Origin of the sequence: Maribacter forsetii DSM 18668, assembly GCF_000744105.1 — a bacterium.
Classification (GTDB): Bacteria; Bacteroidota; Bacteroidia; order Flavobacteriales; family Flavobacteriaceae; genus Maribacter; species Maribacter forsetii.
Map to the genome: position 1 here is coordinate 4,412,159 of NZ_JQLH01000001.1, position 21,744 is coordinate 4,433,902.

25 protein-coding genes are annotated in these 21,744 nt (G+C 35.4%); 13 read left to right on the forward strand and 12 right to left on the reverse strand.

The features are described from left to right. Positions 1–54: 54 nt before the first annotated feature. Positions 55–1,209, reverse strand: coding sequence for a cystathionine gamma-synthase (locus tag P177_RS18760; protein ID WP_036157293.1), 1,155 nt, complete (start codon positions 1,207–1,209; stop codon positions 55–57). An 84-nt stretch (positions 1,210–1,293) separates the two neighbouring features. Between P177_RS18760 and P177_RS18765 the strand changes: the two genes are divergently transcribed. Next, on the forward strand, positions 1,294–2,037 hold the full coding sequence (locus P177_RS18765; RefSeq protein WP_036157295.1) for a DUF3298 and DUF4163 domain-containing protein: 744 nt from the start codon (positions 1,294–1,296) through the stop codon (positions 2,035–2,037). Here P177_RS18765 and P177_RS18770 read toward each other — a convergent pair. Further along, on the reverse strand, positions 2,034–2,498 hold the full coding sequence (locus P177_RS18770) for a DinB family protein (protein ID WP_262493323.1): 465 nt from the start codon (positions 2,496–2,498) through the stop codon (positions 2,034–2,036). The genes P177_RS18765 and P177_RS18770 overlap by 4 nt on opposite strands. 133 nt (positions 2,499–2,631) lie before the next feature. Between P177_RS18770 and P177_RS18775 the strand changes: the two genes are divergently transcribed. Continuing rightward, positions 2,632–2,985: an arsenate reductase family protein gene (locus P177_RS18775; RefSeq protein ID WP_036157299.1), complete on the forward strand. Its 354-nt coding sequence runs from the start codon at positions 2,632–2,634 to the stop codon at positions 2,983–2,985. Further along, the gene (locus P177_RS18780) at positions 2,982–3,884 is read left to right on the forward strand and encodes a DMT family transporter (protein ID WP_036157301.1); all 903 of its coding nucleotides are present in this window, start codon (positions 2,982–2,984) and stop codon (positions 3,882–3,884) included. The genes P177_RS18775 and P177_RS18780 overlap by 4 nt, the downstream gene beginning before the upstream one ends. On the opposite strand, the gene P177_RS18785 is transcribed toward P177_RS18780, so the two are convergent. Next, positions 3,881–4,498, reverse strand: coding sequence for a GntR family transcriptional regulator (locus P177_RS18785; RefSeq protein ID WP_036157303.1), 618 nt, complete (start codon positions 4,496–4,498; stop codon positions 3,881–3,883). The genes P177_RS18780 and P177_RS18785 overlap by 4 nt on opposite strands. Before the next feature lie 107 nt (positions 4,499–4,605). Next, complete coding sequence (locus P177_RS18790) at positions 4,606–5,079, reverse strand: acyl-CoA thioesterase (protein WP_036157305.1); 474 nt, start codon at positions 5,077–5,079, stop codon at positions 4,606–4,608. Positions 5,080–5,201: 122 nt separating this feature from the next. Between P177_RS18790 and P177_RS18795 the strand changes: the two genes are divergently transcribed. The 5 genes from P177_RS18795 (at position 5,202) to trxA (ending at position 8,967) form a co-directional block, all read left to right on the forward strand. Next, positions 5,202–6,176, forward strand: coding sequence for an NAD(P)H-dependent flavin oxidoreductase (locus tag P177_RS18795; RefSeq protein ID WP_036157307.1), 975 nt, complete (start codon positions 5,202–5,204; stop codon positions 6,174–6,176). Between the two features lie 25 nt (positions 6,177–6,201). Next, positions 6,202–7,164 carry a YheT family hydrolase gene (locus P177_RS18800; protein WP_036157309.1) on the forward strand — a complete coding sequence of 321 codons (963 nt, stop codon included), beginning with the start codon at positions 6,202–6,204 and terminating at the stop codon, positions 7,162–7,164. A 157-nt stretch (positions 7,165–7,321) separates the two neighbouring features. Further along, positions 7,322–7,801 carry a c-type cytochrome gene (locus tag P177_RS18805; protein ID WP_036157311.1) on the forward strand — a complete coding sequence of 160 codons (480 nt, stop codon included), beginning with the start codon at positions 7,322–7,324 and terminating at the stop codon, positions 7,799–7,801. A gap of 135 nt (positions 7,802–7,936) precedes the next feature. Beyond that, on the forward strand, positions 7,937–8,626 hold the full coding sequence (locus tag P177_RS18810) for a DsbA family oxidoreductase (protein ID WP_036157313.1): 690 nt from the start codon (positions 7,937–7,939) through the stop codon (positions 8,624–8,626). 44 nt (positions 8,627–8,670) lie between these two features. Further along, positions 8,671–8,967, forward strand: coding sequence for a thioredoxin (gene trxA / locus P177_RS18815; protein WP_036157315.1), 297 nt, complete (start codon positions 8,671–8,673; stop codon positions 8,965–8,967). Here the strand turns inward: trxA and P177_RS18820 are convergent. Continuing rightward, a complete protein-coding gene (locus P177_RS18820; protein WP_036157316.1) occupies positions 8,964–10,067 on the reverse strand; it encodes a lactonase family protein in 1,104 nt (367 codons plus the stop codon). The genes trxA and P177_RS18820 overlap by 4 nt on opposite strands. Before the next feature lie 161 nt (positions 10,068–10,228). On the opposite strand from P177_RS18820, the gene P177_RS18825 reads away from it, so the two are divergent. Beyond that, the gene (locus P177_RS18825; RefSeq protein WP_036157318.1) at positions 10,229–10,504 is read left to right on the forward strand and encodes a hypothetical protein; all 276 of its coding nucleotides are present in this window, start codon (positions 10,229–10,231) and stop codon (positions 10,502–10,504) included. A 21-nt stretch (positions 10,505–10,525) separates the two neighbouring features. Here the strand turns inward: P177_RS18825 and P177_RS18830 are convergent, their stop codons facing one another. Beyond that, positions 10,526–12,157, reverse strand: coding sequence for a SulP family inorganic anion transporter (locus tag P177_RS18830; protein WP_167333130.1), 1,632 nt, complete (start codon positions 12,155–12,157; stop codon positions 10,526–10,528). A gap of 82 nt (positions 12,158–12,239) precedes the next feature. Beyond that, entirely contained in the window at positions 12,240–13,214 is a 975-nt protein-coding gene (locus P177_RS18835; protein WP_036157320.1) for a phytanoyl-CoA dioxygenase family protein, read from the reverse strand. A gap of 146 nt (positions 13,215–13,360) precedes the next feature. On the opposite strand from P177_RS18835, the gene P177_RS18840 reads away from it, so the two are divergent. Together P177_RS18840 and P177_RS18845 are read left to right on the forward strand one after the other, a co-directional pair. Further along, a complete protein-coding gene (locus tag P177_RS18840) occupies positions 13,361–14,209 on the forward strand; it encodes a helix-turn-helix domain-containing protein (RefSeq protein WP_036157322.1) in 849 nt (282 codons plus the stop codon). Positions 14,210–14,333: 124 nt separating this feature from the next. After that, positions 14,334–14,861, forward strand: a complete 528-nt coding sequence (locus tag P177_RS18845; protein WP_036157325.1) for a DUF421 domain-containing protein — start codon at positions 14,334–14,336, stop codon at positions 14,859–14,861. A 49-nt stretch (positions 14,862–14,910) separates the two neighbouring features. Here P177_RS18845 and P177_RS18850 read toward each other — a convergent pair whose 3' ends face one another. Beyond that, a complete protein-coding gene (locus P177_RS18850; RefSeq protein ID WP_036157327.1) occupies positions 14,911–15,825 on the reverse strand; it encodes a hypothetical protein in 915 nt (304 codons plus the stop codon). A gap of 110 nt (positions 15,826–15,935) precedes the next feature. Between P177_RS18850 and P177_RS18855 the strand changes: the two genes are divergently transcribed. Next, positions 15,936–16,937, forward strand: coding sequence for an NAD(P)H-dependent glycerol-3-phosphate dehydrogenase (locus P177_RS18855; protein WP_036157330.1), 1,002 nt, complete (start codon positions 15,936–15,938; stop codon positions 16,935–16,937). On the opposite strand, the gene P177_RS18860 is transcribed toward P177_RS18855, so the two are convergent. From P177_RS18860 to P177_RS18875, 4 genes are all read right to left on the reverse strand, one after another. Then, positions 16,934–18,601, reverse strand: a complete 1,668-nt coding sequence (locus P177_RS18860; protein WP_036157331.1) for a glycerol-3-phosphate dehydrogenase/oxidase — start codon at positions 18,599–18,601, stop codon at positions 16,934–16,936. The genes P177_RS18855 and P177_RS18860 overlap by 4 nt on opposite strands. 142 nt (positions 18,602–18,743) lie before the next feature. Next, a complete protein-coding gene (gene glpK / locus P177_RS18865; RefSeq protein ID WP_036157334.1) occupies positions 18,744–20,231 on the reverse strand; it encodes a glycerol kinase GlpK in 1,488 nt (495 codons plus the stop codon). A gap of 70 nt (positions 20,232–20,301) precedes the next feature. After that, on the reverse strand, positions 20,302–20,610 hold the full coding sequence (locus tag P177_RS18870; protein ID WP_036157337.1) for an antibiotic biosynthesis monooxygenase family protein: 309 nt from the start codon (positions 20,608–20,610) through the stop codon (positions 20,302–20,304). A gap of 3 nt (positions 20,611–20,613) precedes the next feature. Then, positions 20,614–20,970 carry a hypothetical protein gene (locus P177_RS18875; protein ID WP_036157340.1) on the reverse strand — a complete coding sequence of 119 codons (357 nt, stop codon included), beginning with the start codon at positions 20,968–20,970 and terminating at the stop codon, positions 20,614–20,616. Positions 20,971–21,051: 81 nt separating this feature from the next. On the opposite strand from P177_RS18875, the gene P177_RS18880 reads away from it, so the two are divergent. Further along, positions 21,052–21,576 (forward strand): CvpA family protein, encoded by a 525-nt coding sequence (locus P177_RS18880; protein ID WP_036157343.1) that lies wholly within the window; start codon positions 21,052–21,054, stop codon positions 21,574–21,576. Positions 21,577–21,744: the final 168 nt, after the last annotated feature.

Sequence of the window (21,744 nt, forward strand, 5' to 3'; positions counted from 1 at the left end):
TGTTTTGACAACAAACTACCTATACTTGCTACATTTAATTTAACATTTAGGGCATTATCCTATCGCTTGTTCTATATCTTTAATTAAATCATCAACATCTTCAATACCAACACTTAATCTTATCAAAGCATCAACCACACCACTACTAAGTCGTTCTTCTTTTGGAATACTTGCATGGGTCATACTTGCGGGGTGACCGGCCAGACTTTCTACGCCACCTAAAGACTCTGCTAACGTAAATACCTGTAACTTTTCTACAATCTTAATCGCATCTTCATAACTACCTCCTTTAGGCACAAATGAAATCATACCTCCAAAATCTTTCATCTGTTCCTTTGCGATAAGATGATTAGGGTGATCCTCAAAACCTGGCCAGTATACTTTTTCAATTTTAGGATTGTTTTTAAGATATTCTGCTATTGCTTTTCCATTTTCACAATGTCGTTGCATACGTACATGCAGCGTTTTTATTCCTCGTAAAACCAAAAAACTATCCATAGGCCCACAAACGGCACCACTTGCGTTTTGTATGAAATAGAGCTTTTCTGCCAATTCTTTATCTTTTACCACTAAAGCCCCAACAACGGTATCGCTATGACCACCAAGATATTTGGTAGCGGAATGCATAACTATATCTGCACCCAATTCTAAAGGCTTTTGTAAATATGGGGTAGCAAATGTATTATCTACCGCCAGCAAAATTTCAGTATTCACAGTTAAAGCAGCTATCGCTTTAATATCTATAATATTCATCATTGGGTTAGTTGGTGTTTCTACCCAAATTAATTTTGTCCTTGAATTTATTTGTTTTCGCACGGCATTTGTTCCTTGCATACCTACAAAATGAAAAACAATACCAAATTTTTCAAAAATCTTTTTGAATATTCTATACGTTCCTCCATAAAGGTCATTTGTAGAAATTACTTCATCTCCCGGCGCCAATAATTTAATGACCGCATCTATTGCCGCAATGCCACTACCAAAAGCTAAACCATATGCTCCCCCTTCAATACTTGCCAATGAATTTTCTAAAGCTGTTCTGGTTGGGTTGGCACTTCTAGAATATTGATACCCCTTATGTCCTCCTGGTGTAGTTTGTGCATAAGTTGATGTTTGATAAATTGGTGGCATAACCGCTCCATAAGCCTCATCTGGTTGCTGACCTCCATGTATGGTCTTGGTATTAAATTTTGAGTTTTTAGAAGCCATAATTAAGTATTTACTACACAAATGTATAGTTATCTTTCGGGGAATACAATGAAGCTGTATTTTTACATTAAATCTAATCTCTCCATGAAATCTAAGCTTACCTGCCTACTCCTTTGTTTTTTATTTTTTGCCTGTAATAACAAGAATTCTGTTTCTTTTGAACCGTTAACCATCACTACGGATTCTTGTGAGAATTGTACGTCTGTACGTATAGAAATTCCAAAAGCGAACGGAGCAACAAAACTTAGCAAAACCATTAACAATGCCTTAGAAGGTGAAATTATAGCATTACTGAATTTTGATGAGGAAAGTAATGCTCAAAATCTTGAAGAAGCAAAAGAAGCGTTTCTAGATGATTACAAAGAGTTAAACGGAAAATTTCCAGAAGAATCCATGCCTTGGGAAGCTACTGTTGAAGGAAATATCACTTTTGAAAACGACAGTATCATCACCATTAAACTAGCATCTTACATTTATACGGGTGGCGCTCATGGCTACGGCACCAACCGATTTCTCAACTTTGATAAAATTAGCGGTAAAGAGTTATACCAAGAAGATTTGTTTAACAGCTTAGACGATTTTAAAACGTATGCCGAAACACTTTTCAGAAAACAAGAAAGCATACCCACAGAAGGTTCTATAAACGATACCGGTTTTATGTTCGAAACAGAGCGTTTTTATTTACCCGATAATATGGGGTATACAGAAAACGGACTACTCCTATTTTATGAACCGTACGAAATAGCATCTTTTGCAGATGGTCCAATTATATTGACCATACCTTATGAAGAAGCAAATACTTTTTTAAAGTACCCGAGTAAAACTTAAGACAATTGTTTTAACAAAAGACTAATCTGCCCAAGGTGTAACCCTTCGTGCAACAAATTAAATACTATTGCATCATCAACATTTTTAAGCGTAACTCGTGCACTTGTGGTATACTCGTTAAATGTTTGAAAAAGTGCCGTATTGTAATCTTCAACAAGCCATTCTGCCGTAGAAATTAAAAAATCTGCTACCACCATCATCTCTTCTTCGGTTGCTGTACCATCTGGCACTGTACCTTTCGCGAACTTTGCCACCAGCTCATTTGGAATTCGCATTTGCAAACCACTTAACTTGTAGATAAGAAGTTGTTGCGTTGCTACCGTATGAGCTATATTCCAATAAACATTGTTATTGAATCCTTCAGGTATTTGAAGCAGTTTTTCTTTAGGAGTCTCTGTTAATATCGTATGCAAATTTTTACGATTTTGTAACATTATACCAAATAAATTCTCAGTCATCATTTCACATTTTATACTTGGTAAAAATAGCACAATTAATGATATTTAGGTTTCTTTGTATTTCCAAAGTATACATCAAACAAAGGTGTTTTACTTTCGGAAAGACTAAAAAGCATCTTCCTTACAAATCATACCCATGAAAAAAATATATCACTTAAGCACTTGTTCTACTTGCCAACGTATCATTAAAGAATTGCAACCTCTTTCTGATTTTAAACTTCAAGACATAAAAACAGAACCTATAACCACTTCTCAACTTGAAGAAATGCATAAGCTTTCTAACAGCTATGAAGCGCTATTCAGCAAAAGAGCTGTTTTATACCGAGAACGTAACCTTAAAGAACAAAACCTTTCTGAAGACGATTTTAAAGCGTTGATTTTAGAACAATACACTTTTTTAAAACGACCAGTGATCATTGTTGGTGACCAAATTTTTATTGGTAATAGCAAAAAAGTGGTTGAAGCCGCTAAAACGGCAATTCATTCGTGAGTAAAAGACTGTTAGCCATATTTGCCGCTATTGGAGCTACAACAATATATGCTTTAAACCACACCATTGCAAAAGGGGTTATGCCCCATTATGTGCAACCTTTTGGGTTTATTATTCTTAGAGTTCTAGGTGCTGCAATTTTATTTTGGTTGATCTCCCCTTTAGGACCAAAAGAACGTATAGACCGTAAAGATTATCTTAGAATGCTAGTTTGTGCGCTATTGGGCATGGCTTTTAACATGTTGGTTTTCTTTAAAGGCCTATCGCTTTCAACTCCTATTAATAGTGCAGTATTGATTACAACTTCACCAATTATTGTACTTATACTGTCTGCGGTCATTTTAAAGGAAAAAATTTCCAGTAGAAAAGTCATTGGTATTACAATAGGCCTGCTAGGTGCACTAGGTCTCATACTATTTAGTGCTGAAGTTAGACAAGACGCTCCTAATATTCCCCTTGGAAATTTTCTGATCTTTTTGAATTCTATGTTTTATGGATCTTATTTAGTACTTGTTAAAGTGCTGATCAGCAAGTATCATCCGTTTACATTTATGAAATGGTTATTTTCTTTAGGTGTGCTCATTTGCCTTCCTTTTGGATACCAAGAATTCATGGAAATTTCTTGGAGCACATTACCTTTTGAAGCTTATTTTGGAATTGGCTTTGTAATTATAGGAACCACCTTTTGCACGTACCTATTCAATATTTTTGCGCTTACCCAATTGAAAGCTTCTACATTAAGCGCCTTTGTATACGTACAACCATTACTAGGTATAGCTTATGCAGTTCTTACAGGTCAAGATTCTATTACAACCCTGAAAATTGTTGCCGCTTGTTTTGTATTGGTTGGCGTGTATCTTTCTAGCAAAAAACCTAAAAGACAACCTCAGGAATATTAAATATGTGATTTTTTTGCGTTTTCTAAATTCAAAGACAACACTTCAACAGCTTTGTTTTCATCTCGGTGATGCATAGCAGATACCAGATCAAGATGCTCTTGCAAAATTACATGTAAAGGTCTATTTAAACCGACCAAGTCCATAAATGACAATATTTTAGCCGACTTGTACATTTGATATAACGTTCTATTACCACAATTCTTAACAATATATTCGTGAAAATATCGGTCAATTTTATAGAACACATATCCGTTTTTTGGTCCATTTTCAAATGGCACCAATAGACTTCTTAAATCGTCAATTTTAGATTGTGGTGCATTTAATGTAAACAGCTTTACTGCCATAGTTTCCAATGCTATTCTACAATTGAACATTTCTACTATTTCATGCTCACACAATTCTCTAACAGAAAGACCTTGATCTAAACTACCCACTAAAAGACTCTCTTGTATTAATTGTAAGAGTACTACTGGTACAGTGTCGTCTTTAATATTTAATGTATGTGAAAGCCTATGTTCAGTAATAAGTTGCCCTGGCACCAATTTCTTGGTTACAATCAACTTTTTTATTTTACCATATGTATCTTGAAAAATTTCTTCTGGTAGACTGACCATAAAAAATATGTTAGTATTGGTGGTTATTGATTACTCAACAGTCTAATAGGGGGACTAACTGTAATTCTTTGAATTATTTAAAAATAAAGTATTTAACATTACGATACTTATAAATTTTCAGGAATTTTTAAAAATTCTCTGGTGTGCTCTTTTGTTAACACCCTAAAGCCTTCTCCTTTTTCTATTCCACTAAATCTATTCAACAACTCTTCGGTTAATCCTGTTAGTTTTCTAGTCCCAAGATTAATCCATGCCCCCATCATTTCACAACGCGCTATATTCTCTCCTTTTTCATTATAAAAATCATGATTGAATTCAAAAAACTTTCCATCTTCACTCAACCCTTTTATATCCAAAGAAACTTTAATCTTATTTCCTAAGAAGGCTTCCTTAAAATAATACATATGTTCATAGAATGCCACGGGACCTATTTTATAGTCCACCATAGTCTTTTGATCAAAACCAAGTTCCATTAAAAAAGCCAACCTTGTGTGGCTCATAAAGTTGACAAACGCCGAATTCGCCAAATGACGATTTGCATCAATATCACTCCAGCGTACTTCAAAATCCTTTGTATACATTCTAATATTTTTTGCTATGCATGCATAATACTTTATAAAAATACCATAGTTTTGAAATGTAAGAACTAAAGAACATCGTTTTTTATAGTTATTTTTAAATCACGTTCAAAATTTACATCACTATGTCAAATAAACCCACATTCATTAAAGAGTTATCCTTGCCTGCAGTTGCAGCTCCAATGTTTTTAATTTCTGGACCGCAATTGGTCATTGAATGTTGTAAAAATGGCATAGTTGGTACTTTTCCTGCATTGAACCAACGCACTAGCGAAGGTTTTGAAGAATGGCTTATTGAAATAAAATCTGCCTTAAAGACCTTTGAAGAAGAAACAGGGAAGAAAGCTGCGCCGTTTGGTGTAAACTTAATTGTACACGCAACAAACCCAAGATTAGAAGCAGATGTAAAATTATGTGTTAAGCACAAAGTACCATTGATCATTACTTCGTTAGGTGCTGTTTCTGAAGTAGTAGATGCTATTCACAGTTATGGTGGCCTGGTTTTTCACGATATCATTAAAAAGCGTCATGCAGAGAAAGCAGCCGAAGCCGGTGTGGACGGATTAATACTTGTAGCTGCCGGTGCCGGCGGTCATGCAGGTACAATCAATCCAATGCCATTGGTTGCTGAAATAAAGAAATTCTACCATAAGACTATTCTTCTTTCAGGTTGTATTAGTACAGGGAGAGACATTGCATCTGCCCTACAAATGGGTGCTGATTTGGCTTATATGGGTACCAGATTCATAAATACAAATGAAAGCAAAGCCAACCCTGAATATAGACAAATGATTATTGATGCAGGTGCCAGCGATGTGGTTTATACTGCTTCAATTTCTGGTGTACACGCCAATTTTTTAGGTGCTAGTTTAAAAGCTGCGGGTATCACAGAAGAAGACCTTAAAAAAGATGTAAAAATTGATTTTGGAAAAGAAATGAATACTGAAGCCAAAGCTTGGAAAACCATTTGGTCTGCAGGTCAAGGTTCTGCACTCATTGACGATTCTATAGCTGTTACTGAATTAGTATCCCATCTAAAAACGGAATTTAAAGAGGCTATAGAAGAGCAAATTAAAGTTTTGGAAACATACCCTAAGTAAATATCATTTTAGCTTTTACAAATAGATGCCTTTAATTGACTCTACATATGACCCGCCGTTGTTTTTCAAAAACGGACACCTATCTACCATATATTCCGGTTTAGTTAGAAAAGTAGCCGATGTAGAGCAAATACGCATTCGTATCACTCTGCCAGATTCTGATTTTTTAGACACGGACTGGAGCTATGCTTCATCTCCTTCCCAAAAATTGGTTATCATAATCCATGGTCTGGAAGGAAGTTCCAAGAGAGCGTATATAAAAGGTAGTGCTAAAGTTTTAACACAATCTGGCTATGACGTTTGCGCCATTAATTTAAGAGGATGCAGCGGTACAGCCAATAAACTATTTAGATCTTACCACTCTGGAGCAACCGAAGATTTACAAGCGGTTATTGAACATGTTCTAAATTTAGATGAATACCAAAGTATTTACCTTAATGGTTTTAGCCTTGGTGGCAACCTACTTTTAAAATATTTAGGTGAAAAAAGAGAAAGGGCTAATGAAATTAAAGGAGCAGTTGCCATTTCGGTGCCTTGCCAATTAGCAGATTCACTGCACCAGTTACTTCAGTTTAAGAATGCAATTTATGCCAAAAGGTTTAAGGGAAACCTCATAAAAAAACTGAAGCTAAAGCAAGAATTATATCCTGACCTTATTTCTGATACAGATATCGAAAACATTAAAACACTTAAAGATTTTGATGATTTTTACACCAGTAGAGCACATGGTTTTAAAGATGCAATGGACTACTATGCCAAAAGCAGCAGTCTTCAGTTCTTAGACAAGATCAAAGTACCTACTCTAATAATCAATGCACTAAACGATTCTTTTTTAGGGGCCCAGTGTTATCCTATAGAAATTGCCAAACACCACAGCAAACTTTTTCTTGAAATGCCTAAGTATGGTGGTCATGTTGGTTTCTACGGCACCAATAACTTAACCTACGCGGAGCGGCGTACATTAGAATTCTTAGATAATATAAACTAAGGTTAGCGCACAAATATAAAATCGCTCGCACAAATTGTTACTTACTTAAAAATATTAGTTAAAAACTTAACTACATACATATTAAAACATACTTCAACCCGCAAAAATTCATATATTAGTTGCTCATTTACAGACAACACTTAAAAGATAGTAACGTATGCGCAAATTATTCACTTTATTAGCTCTTAGCACAATGATCATTAGTTGTGGTGAGAAGAAGGAAGAGAAAAAAGATGGTTTTGAAATGAACAGAACCAAAAAAGAAGTTAAAAAAGAAACGGCAAGTGAAGGCGTTCCTGTTGATTTAGATAACAAAGGTGTTGGCCCAATAACCAGTGTTACTTTTGACGAGGCAGTAAACGAAGAAATGGCCGCTGCAGGTAAAGAAAAATTTCAAGCTATATGTACGGCTTGCCACATGGCAGAGCAACGTATGATCGGTCCGGCATTGAAAGGTGTTTACGAACGTAGAAGCCCAGAATGGGTAATGAACATGATTATCAATCCTGATAAAATGTTGAAAGAAGATCCTATTGCTAAAGCATTATTGAAAGAATACAACAATGCAATTATGCTTAATCAGAATTTAAATGAAGAGGAAGCTCGTAACTTAGCAGAGTATTTGCGTACGCTATAAAGTTAAACGCCAACCTAATATCGAAAACCCTTTCATGTTCATGAAAGGGTTTTCTTTTACCCATTACTCGTTGTCATTTTATAAAGTATGTTTTTACTACTTTTTACGACCAATTAGGTATTAAATGATTGATATATGCAAAACGATAAAATAAAAATAGATATAGTTTCTGATGTTGCTTGCCCATGGTGTTATGTTGGTAAGAAAAGATTAGAAAAAGCAATAAAAGAATGGGATGGCGCCGAGATAGAAATTGAGTGGCACCCATTTCAATTAGATCCAAATATACCAAAGGAAGGACTAGACAGGGATACTTACCTTACCAATAAATTTGGTAGTGTAGACGGACCTCTGGAAATGACGAAACGTTTAGAAGAAAGCGGAAAAGAAGAAGGTATCAACTTCAACTTTGGAAAGGAATGGTTGGCGGTAAATACATTACCGTTACATCAACTTTTACATGTGGCAGGTGAAGAGGGCTTCAAAGACGCTCTTAAAGAACGTTTTATGAAAGCATACTTTGATGAAAATCTTCATTTAAACGATGTTTCCGTTCTAAGCTCTATTATGGCAGAATATGTTTGGACGGCAGAAAAAACAGAAAAAGTTATAAATGACGACGCTATTGCCTATGCAGTAAAACAAGAAATTGCGCATTACCAGCAACGCGGTGTCAACAGTGTGCCTTTCTTTATTATCAATGACAAGTTCGGTATTAGTGGTGCACAACCACCTGCAGCTTTTTTAGAAGCTTTTCAACAAGTAGCACCATTAAAAATAATTGCTACGGGTGATAGTTGTGATCCTTCTACAGGAATTTGCTAATTTAATACTAGCTGAAAATTATTATTAAATATAAAACAAAAGATATGAAAGCATCATTTTCTGATATCATTAAAGGGGACACTCCGGTTTTAGTAGACTTTTTTGCTGACTGGTGCGGACCTTGTAAAACGCTAGCTCCTATTCTAAAGGACGTGAAAACCGATTTAGGAGACGCTATTAAAGTCGTAAAAATCGACGTAGATAAAAATCAAACATTGGCATCTCAATACCAAGTTAGAGGTGTGCCTACTATGATTCTTTTTAAAGATGGAAAGCAGGTTTGGAGACAATCTGGGGTAGTGCCAAAAAATGACTTATTACAAATTATAAATTCTAACTAATAGAATTTTAAACATACTGGACTAGGCAAATCAACTTGGCTTACAAAACTTAGAGTGCCATTTACTGCATCTCTATTAAAAACAACAATATTGTTGCTACGTTGATTTGCTACCAGTACATATTTACCAGTAGGGTCAATAGTAAAGTTTCTTGGCCAATCGCCCTTAACAGATGCTCTACCTACCAATTCTAATTTTCCGGTAGTATCATCAACCTTGAATATTACTACTGTATTCTCCCCTCTATTTGTTCCATATAGAAATTTACCATCTGGTGATAAATGAAGATCGGCACAAAAACTCTCACCTTCAAAATTTGATGCTACAGTATCATACGTTTGCTTACCGTAATACTTGCCCTCCTCTTTCTGAAACATTGTTATGGTAGACTTTAATTCATTGATTACATAAAGAAATTCTGCATCATTAGAAGCAACAAAATGTCTTGGTCCTGCACCTTCAGCAACCACCAACTCTTTTTGATCGCTTGGAACAAAATTATTATTGGACGCTGTGTACTTTTTTATTCGGTCAAGACCTAAATCAGACACCACTAATTCTCCGTTTAAGAATAATGCCATATGTGCATGAGCTTTCCTAGTAGAATCTAAAACTTTATGATCTATAACTTGAGGAGAAGGTTTTAGATTTCCATTTTCCAACGCATTATACACTGCAACATTACCACCAGAATAGTTTGCTGCTGCCACTAGATTGCCATCTTTACTAACACCTACAAAACATGGGTTTGCGCCATGTGTAGATTGTTCTTCTACATATATAAGAGAAGTATCCTTTACTCTGAATGTGGTAATTGAACCATCGTCCTTTTTATAATCATCTACTTCGCTTACGGCATATAAAGAATTTCTATCCGGAGAAAATGATATGTAAGATGGGTTTTTAATCTTAGCAACTAAAGTTTGGTTTGTCAATTCGCCAGTACCTAAGTTTAAATTGAATTTATATATTCCCTCGCTACCATTATCCGTATACGTTCCTACGAAAAGGACCTCTTCGTTTTTAGACTCTTCCACCTTACAACTGTTTAAAATAATCAATCCGATAATTGCGATAAGCAAACTTACTTTACTATTCATATTTCCGATACTCTAATCTATTACAACTCCACTCCATAAAGAGAAAAATCAATCTTGCATTAAAATCAATAAATGTATTAAAGAATTGTTCAAAAAATAAGAATAATTCAATTTTATGTAACAAAACCTTCGAATTTACTACATATAAGAAAGAAAGAACGATGGGATACGGCGGACAACCAATGAAAGTAATAAAGGCAAATAGGGCGCTACTTAAAAAAAGTAAAAGCTTTAGAGATTTGCGTAAAGATTATCTAGACTACTCGAAAGAAACTAAATTACATTTTAAGCAACTTACAGATGTAGAACGTAAAGTGGTACGTGATAAAATAATAGCACAAGCTAAAAAAGACAGTATTCAAGAAATAGGAGCTTATATCCTTTCCATAACAATAGTCTTAGCAGCTTTTTATGCTATCTATATGTATGCATCATAACAAGCTCCCATATGCAGGCTCTTATAGCCCCCACAACTTAAATGGATTTTTAGTTTCGGGTTCATCTTCTTTAGATTTTGAAAGAGGTTTGTCTACCATCACCTTGTAGGTAGGATCTTCCATAACATTTACATCTATAATATCATCTGCGGCAGCTAATAAACGTATACAGTCGTTACTCAAGTGACGTAAATGAACTTTTTTACCCACTTGAGCATAACGTTCTGTAATCTTGTTTAAAGCCTCTATACCACTCATATCTGATACACGGCTTTCTTTAAAATCGATAATCACCTCACTTGGATCACCTTGCACATCAAATTTTTCATTAAAAAGCGTAGTTGAGCCAAAGAATAAAGGACCATAAATTTCATAATGCTTTACCCCGTTTTCATCTACATATTTTCTTGCTCTAATTCTCTTGGCACTTTCCCATGCAAATACCAATGCCGATATAATTACCCCTATCAATACCGCTAATGCCAAATTATGAAGTACTACGGTAATTAAAGTAACCAATATCATTACAAAAATATCTGACCTTGGCATTCTTCTTAAAGCTTTAAAACTTGCCCACTCGAATGTACCAACAGAAACCATTACCATAACACCTACCAATGCCGCAATAGGCACCAGTTCTATTACCGGTGCACCAAACAATATAATCAGCAATATGGTCAAAGCAGCAATGATACCAGATAATCTTGCCCTTGAACCTGCTGACAGGTTTACCAAAGTCTGTGCAATCATTGGGCAACCACCCATACCACCAAAGAAACCGTTCAAAATATTCGCGCCACCTTGTGCCAAACACTCTCTGTTACTGTTACCTTTTGTATTGGTAATCTCATCTACCAAGTTCAAGGTTAACAACCCTTCGGTAAGTCCTACCGCTGCCATTATTAATCCGTAAGGTAAAATAATCTTAAAGGCTTCAAGGGTAAAGGGAATAGTCGGGATATGAAAAGAAGGCAGAGATCCGCTAAGCGACTTCAATTTTTCTCCCGGTAACGTATCTTGATTGATAATGTCTACTACCTGTTTGGTTTCTATATCTAAAAAATACACTATTAGAAAAACTACAATGATCCCTATCAATGAAGCCGGTACCGCTTTGGTAAGTTTGGGAACAAAAACGATTATTGCAATGGTAAACAGCACCAAGCCAACCATAGTATACAATGTTGTACCTGTTAACCAAACCGCAGCATCGCCTACGCCTACTTTAAATTGATCCATTTGTGCCATAAAAATAATGATGGCCAAACCATTAACAAACCCAAACATTACAGGCTGAGGCACTAAGCGAATAAATTTTCCAAGCTTTAAAAAACCAACGACCAATTGAAAAACACCTGCCAAAGCAACTGCTGCAAAAACATATTCTAAACCATGAGAGTTCATTAATGCCATTAGTACAACTACCGTTGCCCCGGCACCACCAGAAATTAAACCTGGTCTTCCACCAAAAATCGCCGTAACCAAGCCCATGATAAAAGCACCATACAAACCTACTAATGGCGAAAACCCAGCAAGAATAGCAAACATCAATGATTCTGGGATCATTGTCATTGCAACTGTTAATCCTGCTAAAATTTCATTTTTGTAATCTACTTTCTGGTTGAAATCGAAAATATTGAGGTACTTCTGCATGCCCGATGAATTTAAGGGCGCAAAAATAAGTCATATTTATTGCCCTCGCCACTAACTAGCAGATTATTACCATATTATCTCTCTACCAGTCTTTTAGCCCTAGTAATTTCTCTCCTAAAGGTGATAATTTAGCAGTATCATATTTGGTTTGCTCCCATTTACGTGGGTCACCCGGAAATGCATACCCTTCTGGGGCTATTTTGTTCTTCCAAGAATTGACTCTCCAATGACGCATTTCTTCATTTTCAGGCTCTGCTGGCATCATTGAAATGTACTGCGCTATACGAACTTTATCTTTTGATTTATTGGGTCTTATACCATGAGGTTCCGTACTATTGAAAATTAACAGATCACCTGCCTTCATTTTCACTTTTACTATTTTATCTTCCAAACCATCTAACGATGGCTGAAAGCGATCTCTATCTTCTGGCTGTGTCAATTTCCAGGAATCGTAATTACGGTATAACCAAGGTATACATTGAAAGCCTCCCATATTCTCGTCATCTTGGTCAGCTAATGCCAATACTCCTTGTACGTTTTGAGGCTTGGTCTCAGGGTCATAATCCCAATGAATGAATCCTTTCTTATCTACCCCTGGTGGTAACGGAAAATTTAAATTTGCCCTATCTATTGTCACCCAAAGTTTTTCTGTTCCCCAAACATCTACAAAAGCATCATATACTCTTTGCGTTTGTCTATTGTTCCATAAATGTTGATGGTTGTAAACCTCAACCATACCTGTACCTGTCAACTCTTTCATTTGCATTTCTGCTCTTGGTGGTGCATACCATGTTGAAGAATCCGTAGGACTCTTTTCATCAAACTCCCAAAGAAAATCTGCCGTAGCTTTTGCTTGCTCTGAGGGTACCGCATTCTTTATTACGATATATCCATTTTCCATCCAGAATTTCCAATCTTCCTCGCTGAGTACACGAAGTGGTTTACCGTTAGATCGATCATTCAATTTTTGCTTACTGCTTGTTGCCGTTGAGGGATTTCCTGGTATTTCTTTATGCGCTTTATTACCTTGTTCAACCTTATTGTTTATTTGCTGCATAGTACATTAATTTTAAGTTGTTGTATAAAGCAAAACTACTGAAGGCAAGCATTTTGGGCTACCGTAATATTGACCTAAATTTGAACAATATTGATTTTATAGCTACTCCATATAGAATTTATATGCAATTTTGTTACATTTAGCACATGAAGATTGAACTAGAAACCATTGACCCTGCATCTAAAAGTCCGTTCAGACTATTACACGACCCCAAGTTGAGCCATCTATTTTATTGGCATTTTCATCCTGAATATGAAATCGTTTATATTGAAGGTGCTAATGGAACAAGACATGTAGGCGATCATATTTCTGAATACGAAGAAACCGATTTGGTTCTTATAGGATCTAACATACCACATTTAAATTTCGATTACGGAGTAAAGACTTCCTACAGAGAAGAAGTCTTACATATTAAGCCTTCTTTTAAGAGCACTTTTGTAGATCCTATACCTGAATTAAAAAATTTAAATAGACTATTAGATCTTTCTAGATACGGCATTGCTTTTCACGGAGAAACCAAAAAAGTGGTAGGTGAATTACTAAAGGAGCTACATACCCTAAAACCTTTTGAATATTTTATGGCAATCATGAATATTCTTAAAAGACTTTCTCAAAGTAATGAGTTTGAATTGCTACACAAGAAACCTTATAAGAATAAATACAGCAAAAAGGAGCAAAGTAGAATTCGTGATATTTATGCCTTGATCGATGAACGCTACCAAGGTAAAATATCGGTTGATGAGGTCGCTAAATTCTGTAATTTAACCAAGCCTGCTTTTTGTCGCTATTTTAAAAAAGCCACGGGTAGTACTTTTATAGAGTTTTTAAATCAATATCGCATCAGTCAATCTAAACGTTTATTGCTTACTGGCAAGAATGTAAGCGAAACATGTTTTGAATGCGGATTTGAAAGCCTCTCCTACTTCAACAGGACCTTTAAGAAAGTAACAGGGGAAAATCCATCAGCATTTAAAAAGAGATTGCAGCGCGATTAAACGAACTAGAACTCTAAGTAATAGAGGAAACATTTAAAACGAGATACTGTTATTTTTAGAGGAGTACATTTTTAACCTGAATACACCCTTCAAAAGGACCAGGTATAACTTCTAAAACTTAACTATGGAAATTTTTGACCCACTTTCACTAAAAACCGTTTTGCAAATATGCGTAGCTGCGGTTTTTATCTATTTATACATGATGTTCATTACACGGGTAACAGGTAAAAGAACATTCGCTAAAATGACCAGTTTTGATTTTGCCGTTACTATTGCCATGGGATCTATCTTAGCCGATGCGGTCAACAAACCTGTTGCAAGCTTAATGCCCGCTATGGTTTCTATAGCATTACTTGCGGGTCTACAAGCTTTATTCGCTAAGCTGTTATCATCGTCTAATGCAGCACAAAAAGTAATAACCAATAGCCCAATTCTTCTAATGAAAAATGGTGCCATTTTAAAAGAAAATTTAAACAAAGCATTGGTAAGCAAAGCAGACCTAATGGGAAAACTTAGAGAGGCAAATGTTTTACAATTGTCACAAGTAAAAGCAGTTATTTTTGAAACTACTGGAGATATATCGGTTCTTCATTCAGATAAGCCTATTGATATTGATGCTGTTATTGTAGAAGACGTTAAATCTACCGTATAAAAAATGCCCTACTACACATAGGGCACTTTTGAGACAATCAACCTAAAAACTATTTTTCCTTCTTACGTTCTACATTCATAGTAGGGTTAGAAGATTTTATTCTTTTCTTACTTTCTGAACCTTTTGCAGATTTTAAATACTCTTGGTATCCTCTACCTCTAAATTCATAAGTTGTACCGCTATCTGGGTGATACAATTCTATAGTAGCATCGTTAATAACATATAGTTCAAAATAATCGTTACCAAAGAAATCATAATCTAAGGTCAACGTTTTTAATGAGTTATCTCCTTGTACATCATAGACTTGATATTCCCCTTCAAAATCCCACTGTAAATTAGAAACATTGGTATTTGGCGTATTTACTGAAGACCTGAAAAAGTTTGGTAAAAACTGCAAGTAATTTTCGTTGTCAAAGTCATTTAACGCTCCTGCTTCACTGGTGTATATTTTCTCCCAAGCATCATATTCCTGTATGAAATAATTGATATTGTCATAGAAAACCGTGTCATAATCAAAATTGTTAGTCTGATATCCTATTAAGTAATAAGAGGTATCTGTACTAGCATCATACAATTCAATAGTATTATTATTTACCGCATACACTTCCAAGAACCAAGACCCGTCAATATCATGAGCAATATCTACCGTACCTCTTAGTGTACCATAAGTACCTACATCAATACCATAGCCACCACCGGTTTTACCAATTCCCACGATATTATTATTCGCATAAAGCACTCCGCGATCAAAAGAAACCGTAAATGCCCTTTGTAAAAATGGCACCTCGCCATTACCTCTAGTTGCATTAATATCTACATACCATAAATCATAACTTTGCAAAACTTGATCGGTATTGAATGCAGACTCTTCTATAAAATCATCTTCAATAATTACTTCTGTATAACAAGAAACCATTAAAGTTGCCAATAGGAAATATCCCGTAAGTAGTTTTAGTGTTTTCATAAGATTTCATTTAATAGGTTGTCTAACTAGAAACAATCTCCATGCCAAAATTTTTAAGAGACTGATTCTAATCATATGATGATCATACAAATAATTGGTAAATTTGCACCATGAACGAGAATGCGAAATTTGCGGTTTTAGGTGGTGGAAGTTGGGCTACGGCTATTGTGAAAATGCTGACCAATAACCAAGAAAAAATTGGCTGGTATATGCGTAATACCGATGCAATTGCCCATATTAAAACTCAAAAGCACAACCCAAATTACCTTACTTCTGTAGAGTTTAAGACAGAACAATTGGTGTTGACAAGCGATATTAATGAAGCTGTTAATTATGCCGATGTTTTAATTTTTGCAATACCTTCTGCTTTTTTAGTTGGTGAGTTAGAAAAACTAACGGTTTCGTTGAAGGATAAAATCATCTTTTCAGCAATTAAAGGTATTGTTCCAGAATCTGGATTGATAGTAGGCGAGCATTTTCATAACACGTACGAGATACCTTTTGAAAATATTGGTGTTATTACCGGTCCTTGCCATGCTGAAGAAGTGGCTATGGAACGATTATCTTATTTAACCATTGCTTGCGCAGATACTGAAAAGGCAGAATTGGTTGCCAATAATCTTGCCAGTAATTATATTAAAACCAGCATTAGTAAAGATATTATTGGTACTGAATATGCTGCTATGTTAAAGAATATATATGCTATAGCGGCGGGTATTGCACACGGATTGGGTTATGGAGATAACTTTCAGAGTGTATTAATGAGTAATGCTATACGTGAGATGAAACGGTATACCAAACGCATTCATAAAATAGACCGTAACATTAATAAATCTGCTTATTTAGGCGATTTATTAGTAACCGGTTATTCTATTTTTAGCCGTAATAGAATGTTCGGTAATATGATCGGTAAAGGTTACACCGTAAAAAGTGCTCAAATGGAAATGAGTATGATTGCCGAAGGATATTATGCCGCCAAAAGTGCTTATAACATAAAAGAGAACTTTACAAAAAAGGTCAAAACTCCTATTATTGACGCTGTTTATAAAGTTCTCTATGAGAATAAAAATCCTAAAAAGGTGTTTCTTGATTTAACCGATCAATTAGATTAACGTCTTTCTAACGAAAAATCTGAATGTTCTTTTAATTCTTCATTCAAGGTTGTTCTCCATTCTTCAACTACGTCATCCGTTACTTTAAACCTATTCTGAAACTCTGCCATCAGTGGTTCCATTAGCGTTCTAATACTATCTATGTCAAAGTATAGCCTACCTGTTCTTCTAATGAAGAAATCCATAGGGGTTTGCACCATTTCATAATCAATACCGAAAGCCAATTCTGCTTTAGCTAAACGCACATATTTATCCGCTTCTACAATACCCTTATAATTTTCAAGAATTGTCTCTGTTTGCTTACCATAGTTGGTCACTAAAAACCAAGCATCGTGCTTTGTAAAACCCTCTTCTTTGATTTGGTCATATACCTCATCAATGTATTTTTTTACATGTTTAAATTTCTTGAAATCTACATTACCGCACAAAAATATTTTCTCTGTGTAACATTCTTTTAATTCGGTATCGTAATCCTCTTCCATCTTTTTGGCAATACGATCTACTACTCTTTCTGCCATTTTACGGTAACCTGTTAATTTACCACCCGCAATACTGATTAAGCCTGTATCTGAAACAAAAATCTCATCTTTTCTAGATAGTTCTGAAGCAGATTTACCTTCCTCGTGAATAAGTGGGCGCAGACCTGCCCATGAAGAAACAATATCTTCCAGCTCAAGATTAATATCAGGAAACATATTATTAACCGCAGAAATTAAATAAATAGCATCTGCAAGATCTGTTTTCACCTTGTTCTTATTATCATTATAATTGGTATCTGTTGTACCTACATAAGTGATTTTACCTCTTGGAATAGCAAACATCATTCTACCATCTGGTATGTCAAAATAACAAGACTGCTTAACAGGTAATTTTTCATACGGAAATACTAAATGCACCCCTTTGGTCAAATGAAGCTGTTTCCCTTTTTTAGAATTATTTAGGCTTCTTAACTCATCTACCCACGGACCAGCTGCACTGATGACATATTTAGACTTAATGGTAAATTCTTTACCGGTAACCGTATCAATTGCTTTAACACCGGCAACTTTATCGTTTTCATATACAAACTCATTCACCTTTGCATAGTTCAATGCCTGAGCACCGAACAAAAGACTAGTCTTTATATTTTCTATGGTTAAACGCGCATCATCTGTTCTATATTCCGCATAATAACCAGCACCGTTCAAAATCTTCTTTGGTAATAAAGGTTCCAATTTTAAGGCTTCCTTTTTTTCTAGCATTTTTCGCTTATCATCACCTGTAACCTGAGCAAGAATATCATATACCTTAAGACCAATAGATGTTAACCATTTACCGTAAGAACCATTTTCTATTAATGGCAATAACATTTTTTCAGGCAGTACTAAATGAGGAGCCAACTTATGTACAATGGCACGCTCAGACCCTACTTCTTTTACCAACCAAAAATCGAACTGTTTTAAATATCGCAATCCACCATGTATTAGCTTGGTAGATTTACTACTGGTACCAGAGGCAAAATCCCCTTTTTCCAATACGGCTACTTTTAAACCACGTGATGCAGCATCTAATGCAATACCGCCACCGGTAATTCCCCCTCCTATAACCACCAAATCAAAATCTTCTGATTCTAAGTGGTCTATCGTATTTTGACGTTCTAAATTGGTAAATTTTATATTCTTCATCACTAGATGTCTTTTTAATTTGAAACGATAGTTTTCGTCGGATAACGACGAAAACCTAACATTAATAGGCAAAGATAGAACTAGTCATATGCTATTCTATGCTCTAAAAAATTAATAAATTGTAAAATTGATATGTACGCTACTATTCTTCTTCCCAGCCTTTTGATCTTTCTACAGCTTTTTGCCATTTTTTATACAAACGTTTCCGTTTTACACGATCAAAAGTGGGCTTAAATATTCGATCCATTGGTCGACTTTGATCAATGTCTGATTGCTCCCAAAAACCTACTTGAATTCCTGCAAGAAATGCTGCACCCATTGCGGTAGATTCAATAATTTCTGGACGATGAACTTCTGAGTCTAAAATATCTGCTTGAAATTGCATTAGATGATTATTTGCACAAGCACCACCATCAACTCTTAAATTTTTAAGCTGAATTCCAGAATCATCTTCCATTGCCTTTAAAATATCCTTGGTTTGGTATGCCAACGCTTCTAATGTTGCCTTTGCCAAATGTGCTTTACCCGTATCCCTTGTTAAACCGAAAACGGCTCCTCTGGCATACATATCCCAATAAGGTGCTCCAAGACCTGCAAAGGCCGGCACTACATAAACCGGGTTCTCCCCTTCAATCGAGTTTGCTAATTCTTCGGTTTCTTTTGCATCTTTAATAAGCTCTAAACCATCTCGTAACCATTGTATCGCTGCTCCTGCAATAAAAATACTTCCTTCCAACGCATAATTGACTTTGCCATCTAAACCATAAGCTATAGTAGTTAAAAGTCCGTTTTTAGAAAACTGGGGTTTTTCACCTGTGTTCATTAGCATAAAACAACCTGTACCATAGGTGTTCTTTGCAGATCCTTTCTTAAAACAAGCTTGCCCAAATAATGCTGCTTGCTGATCACCTGCAATACCCGCAATTGATATTTTAACTCCATCTAACTCATAATCACCAAAATTCGCAGAAGATGGTTTTACTTCTGGCAACATCGTTTTCGGTATATCTAGCGCTTTTAGTAATTTATCGTCCCACTTAAGATTTACAATATCATAAATCATGGTTCGTGATGCATTGGTATAATCGGTTACATGGTTATGGTCTTTGGTCATGTTCCAGACTAACCAAGTATCAATTGTACCCATTAGCAAATTGCCTGCTTTGGCTTTCTCTTTTGCGCCTTCAACATTATCCAATATCCATTTTACTTTGGTGCCCGAAAAATAAGAGTCAATGACCAAACCTGTAGTTTTCTTGACATGCTCCGTAAGCCCTATTTTCTTTAAATGTTCGCAAATATCTGCTGTACGTTTGTCTTGCCAAACAATGGCATTATATACTGGTTCTCCTGTATTTTTATCCCAAACCACAGTAGTTTCCCTTTGGTTGGTAATGCCTATACCTACAATTTCTGTGGGTTTTACTTTTTCCTGTTCAAGCAGCTCTTTTAAAACAACCATCTGTGAAGATAAGATTTCGTTTGGATCATGTTCTACCCAACCCGATTTAGGAAAAATTTGTTTGAATTCTTTTTGGACCATTCCTTTAATGGCGCCATCATGGTCTACCAACAATGCTCTAGAGCTTGTAGTTCCCTGATCCAATGATACTATAAATTGCCTTGACATGTGCTTTAAGTTATTTTCCTAAATATAACGGAATTAAAGCTGATTCCAAAGCAGTAAGTTTTTTGAAAATTTATGGGTTTTTATGAAAACTATATTCCCTTTCTACCAAGCAAATGCGAACGGTGTAAGAATCGTACCAGTCAGCAATACCTTTTTTTTGAGCTAACACATGGTCTGCTTGTTGTTTCCAATCATGAATAGCATTTAAGCTTTCCCAATAACTTACGGTAATTCCAATATTCTCCCTTGCACTTTCAATACCTATAAAACCCGATTGTTTTTTGGCTAATAGCTCCATGAACTCGGCCATTTTACCATAACCATTATCACCTGTTGTTCTAGCGGAAGTAAAAATAACAGCGTAATAGGGCTTCTTCATCGTTTACTGTATAAAGTCTTTTTCTATAAAATATGTTACAATCGCTTCTTTCATAAGTACGGTTTGCTCCCCAGCCTTTAGCGTTGGTAATTCTTCTAACACATTGTAATGAGGCCAACCATCTTCATCAAAAAAACTAAATTCATAGAATCCATAAGGTTCTAAAAGACGACATATAGCAATATGCATTAAGTCTAACTTATCGTCTTTCTTATATTTTCTGTGGTACTGTCCTAATTCTTGAACGCCTACCAAATAAATAATTGCATCTAGCTCTAAAGGATCTCCGTCAGAAAACTTTGTTGAAAGCTTTTCTACCAAAAAATCCCATCTTTCTTTTAATTGTATATCCCTTGCCATAAAATTCCTTCAATCTCATCTATGATATTGACCTTGCAAAGGTACAAATCAAAGTTCTATATTTGTTAAAACACTTTACGAATGGGACTTTTAGATATTTTACTTGGATTACCTTTAATATGGGGTCTATGGAAAGGATATAAAAACGGACTTTTCATGGAAATTGCATCTATTGTGGCACTAGTCGCCGGAATTTTCGGAGCCATTCATTTTTCATATATTACAGGTGAATATTTATCTGAACACTTGAATTGGGACGAACGTAATATGAGTATCATTGCCTTTATAATCACATTCGTACTAATCATAATAATCGTCAATTTAATTGGAAAACTATTGACTAAGGTTGCCAATTTTGCCATGCTAGGCTCTTTAAATAAAATTGCAGGGGGTATTTTTGGTGCATTGAAAGTTGCTATTTTATTAGGTGCCGCTTTTATATTTTTTGATCGAATGGATACCACGTTCAACTTACTGAAAGAAGAAACTAAAAAGGAATCTATTCTTTACCAACCTATTAAGGATATAGGTGCATTAATTTTTGATACTGTACTACAAAATGAAAGTCCAGAAAAAGAGTCTTCTAAAGAACACATTTTTATCTAATCACTTCATACCCTAATCTTACTTTTTGAACACTTTATCGAATAAGCATTTTTGTTCATACCCTGCATTTAATTTTTCTATAATATTACGCTATCGATAACCCAAATCGATTACGAGAGCTTAGAACACTCTTAACTTTATTACCTACTTCGCTACGCCGAGAGGCTA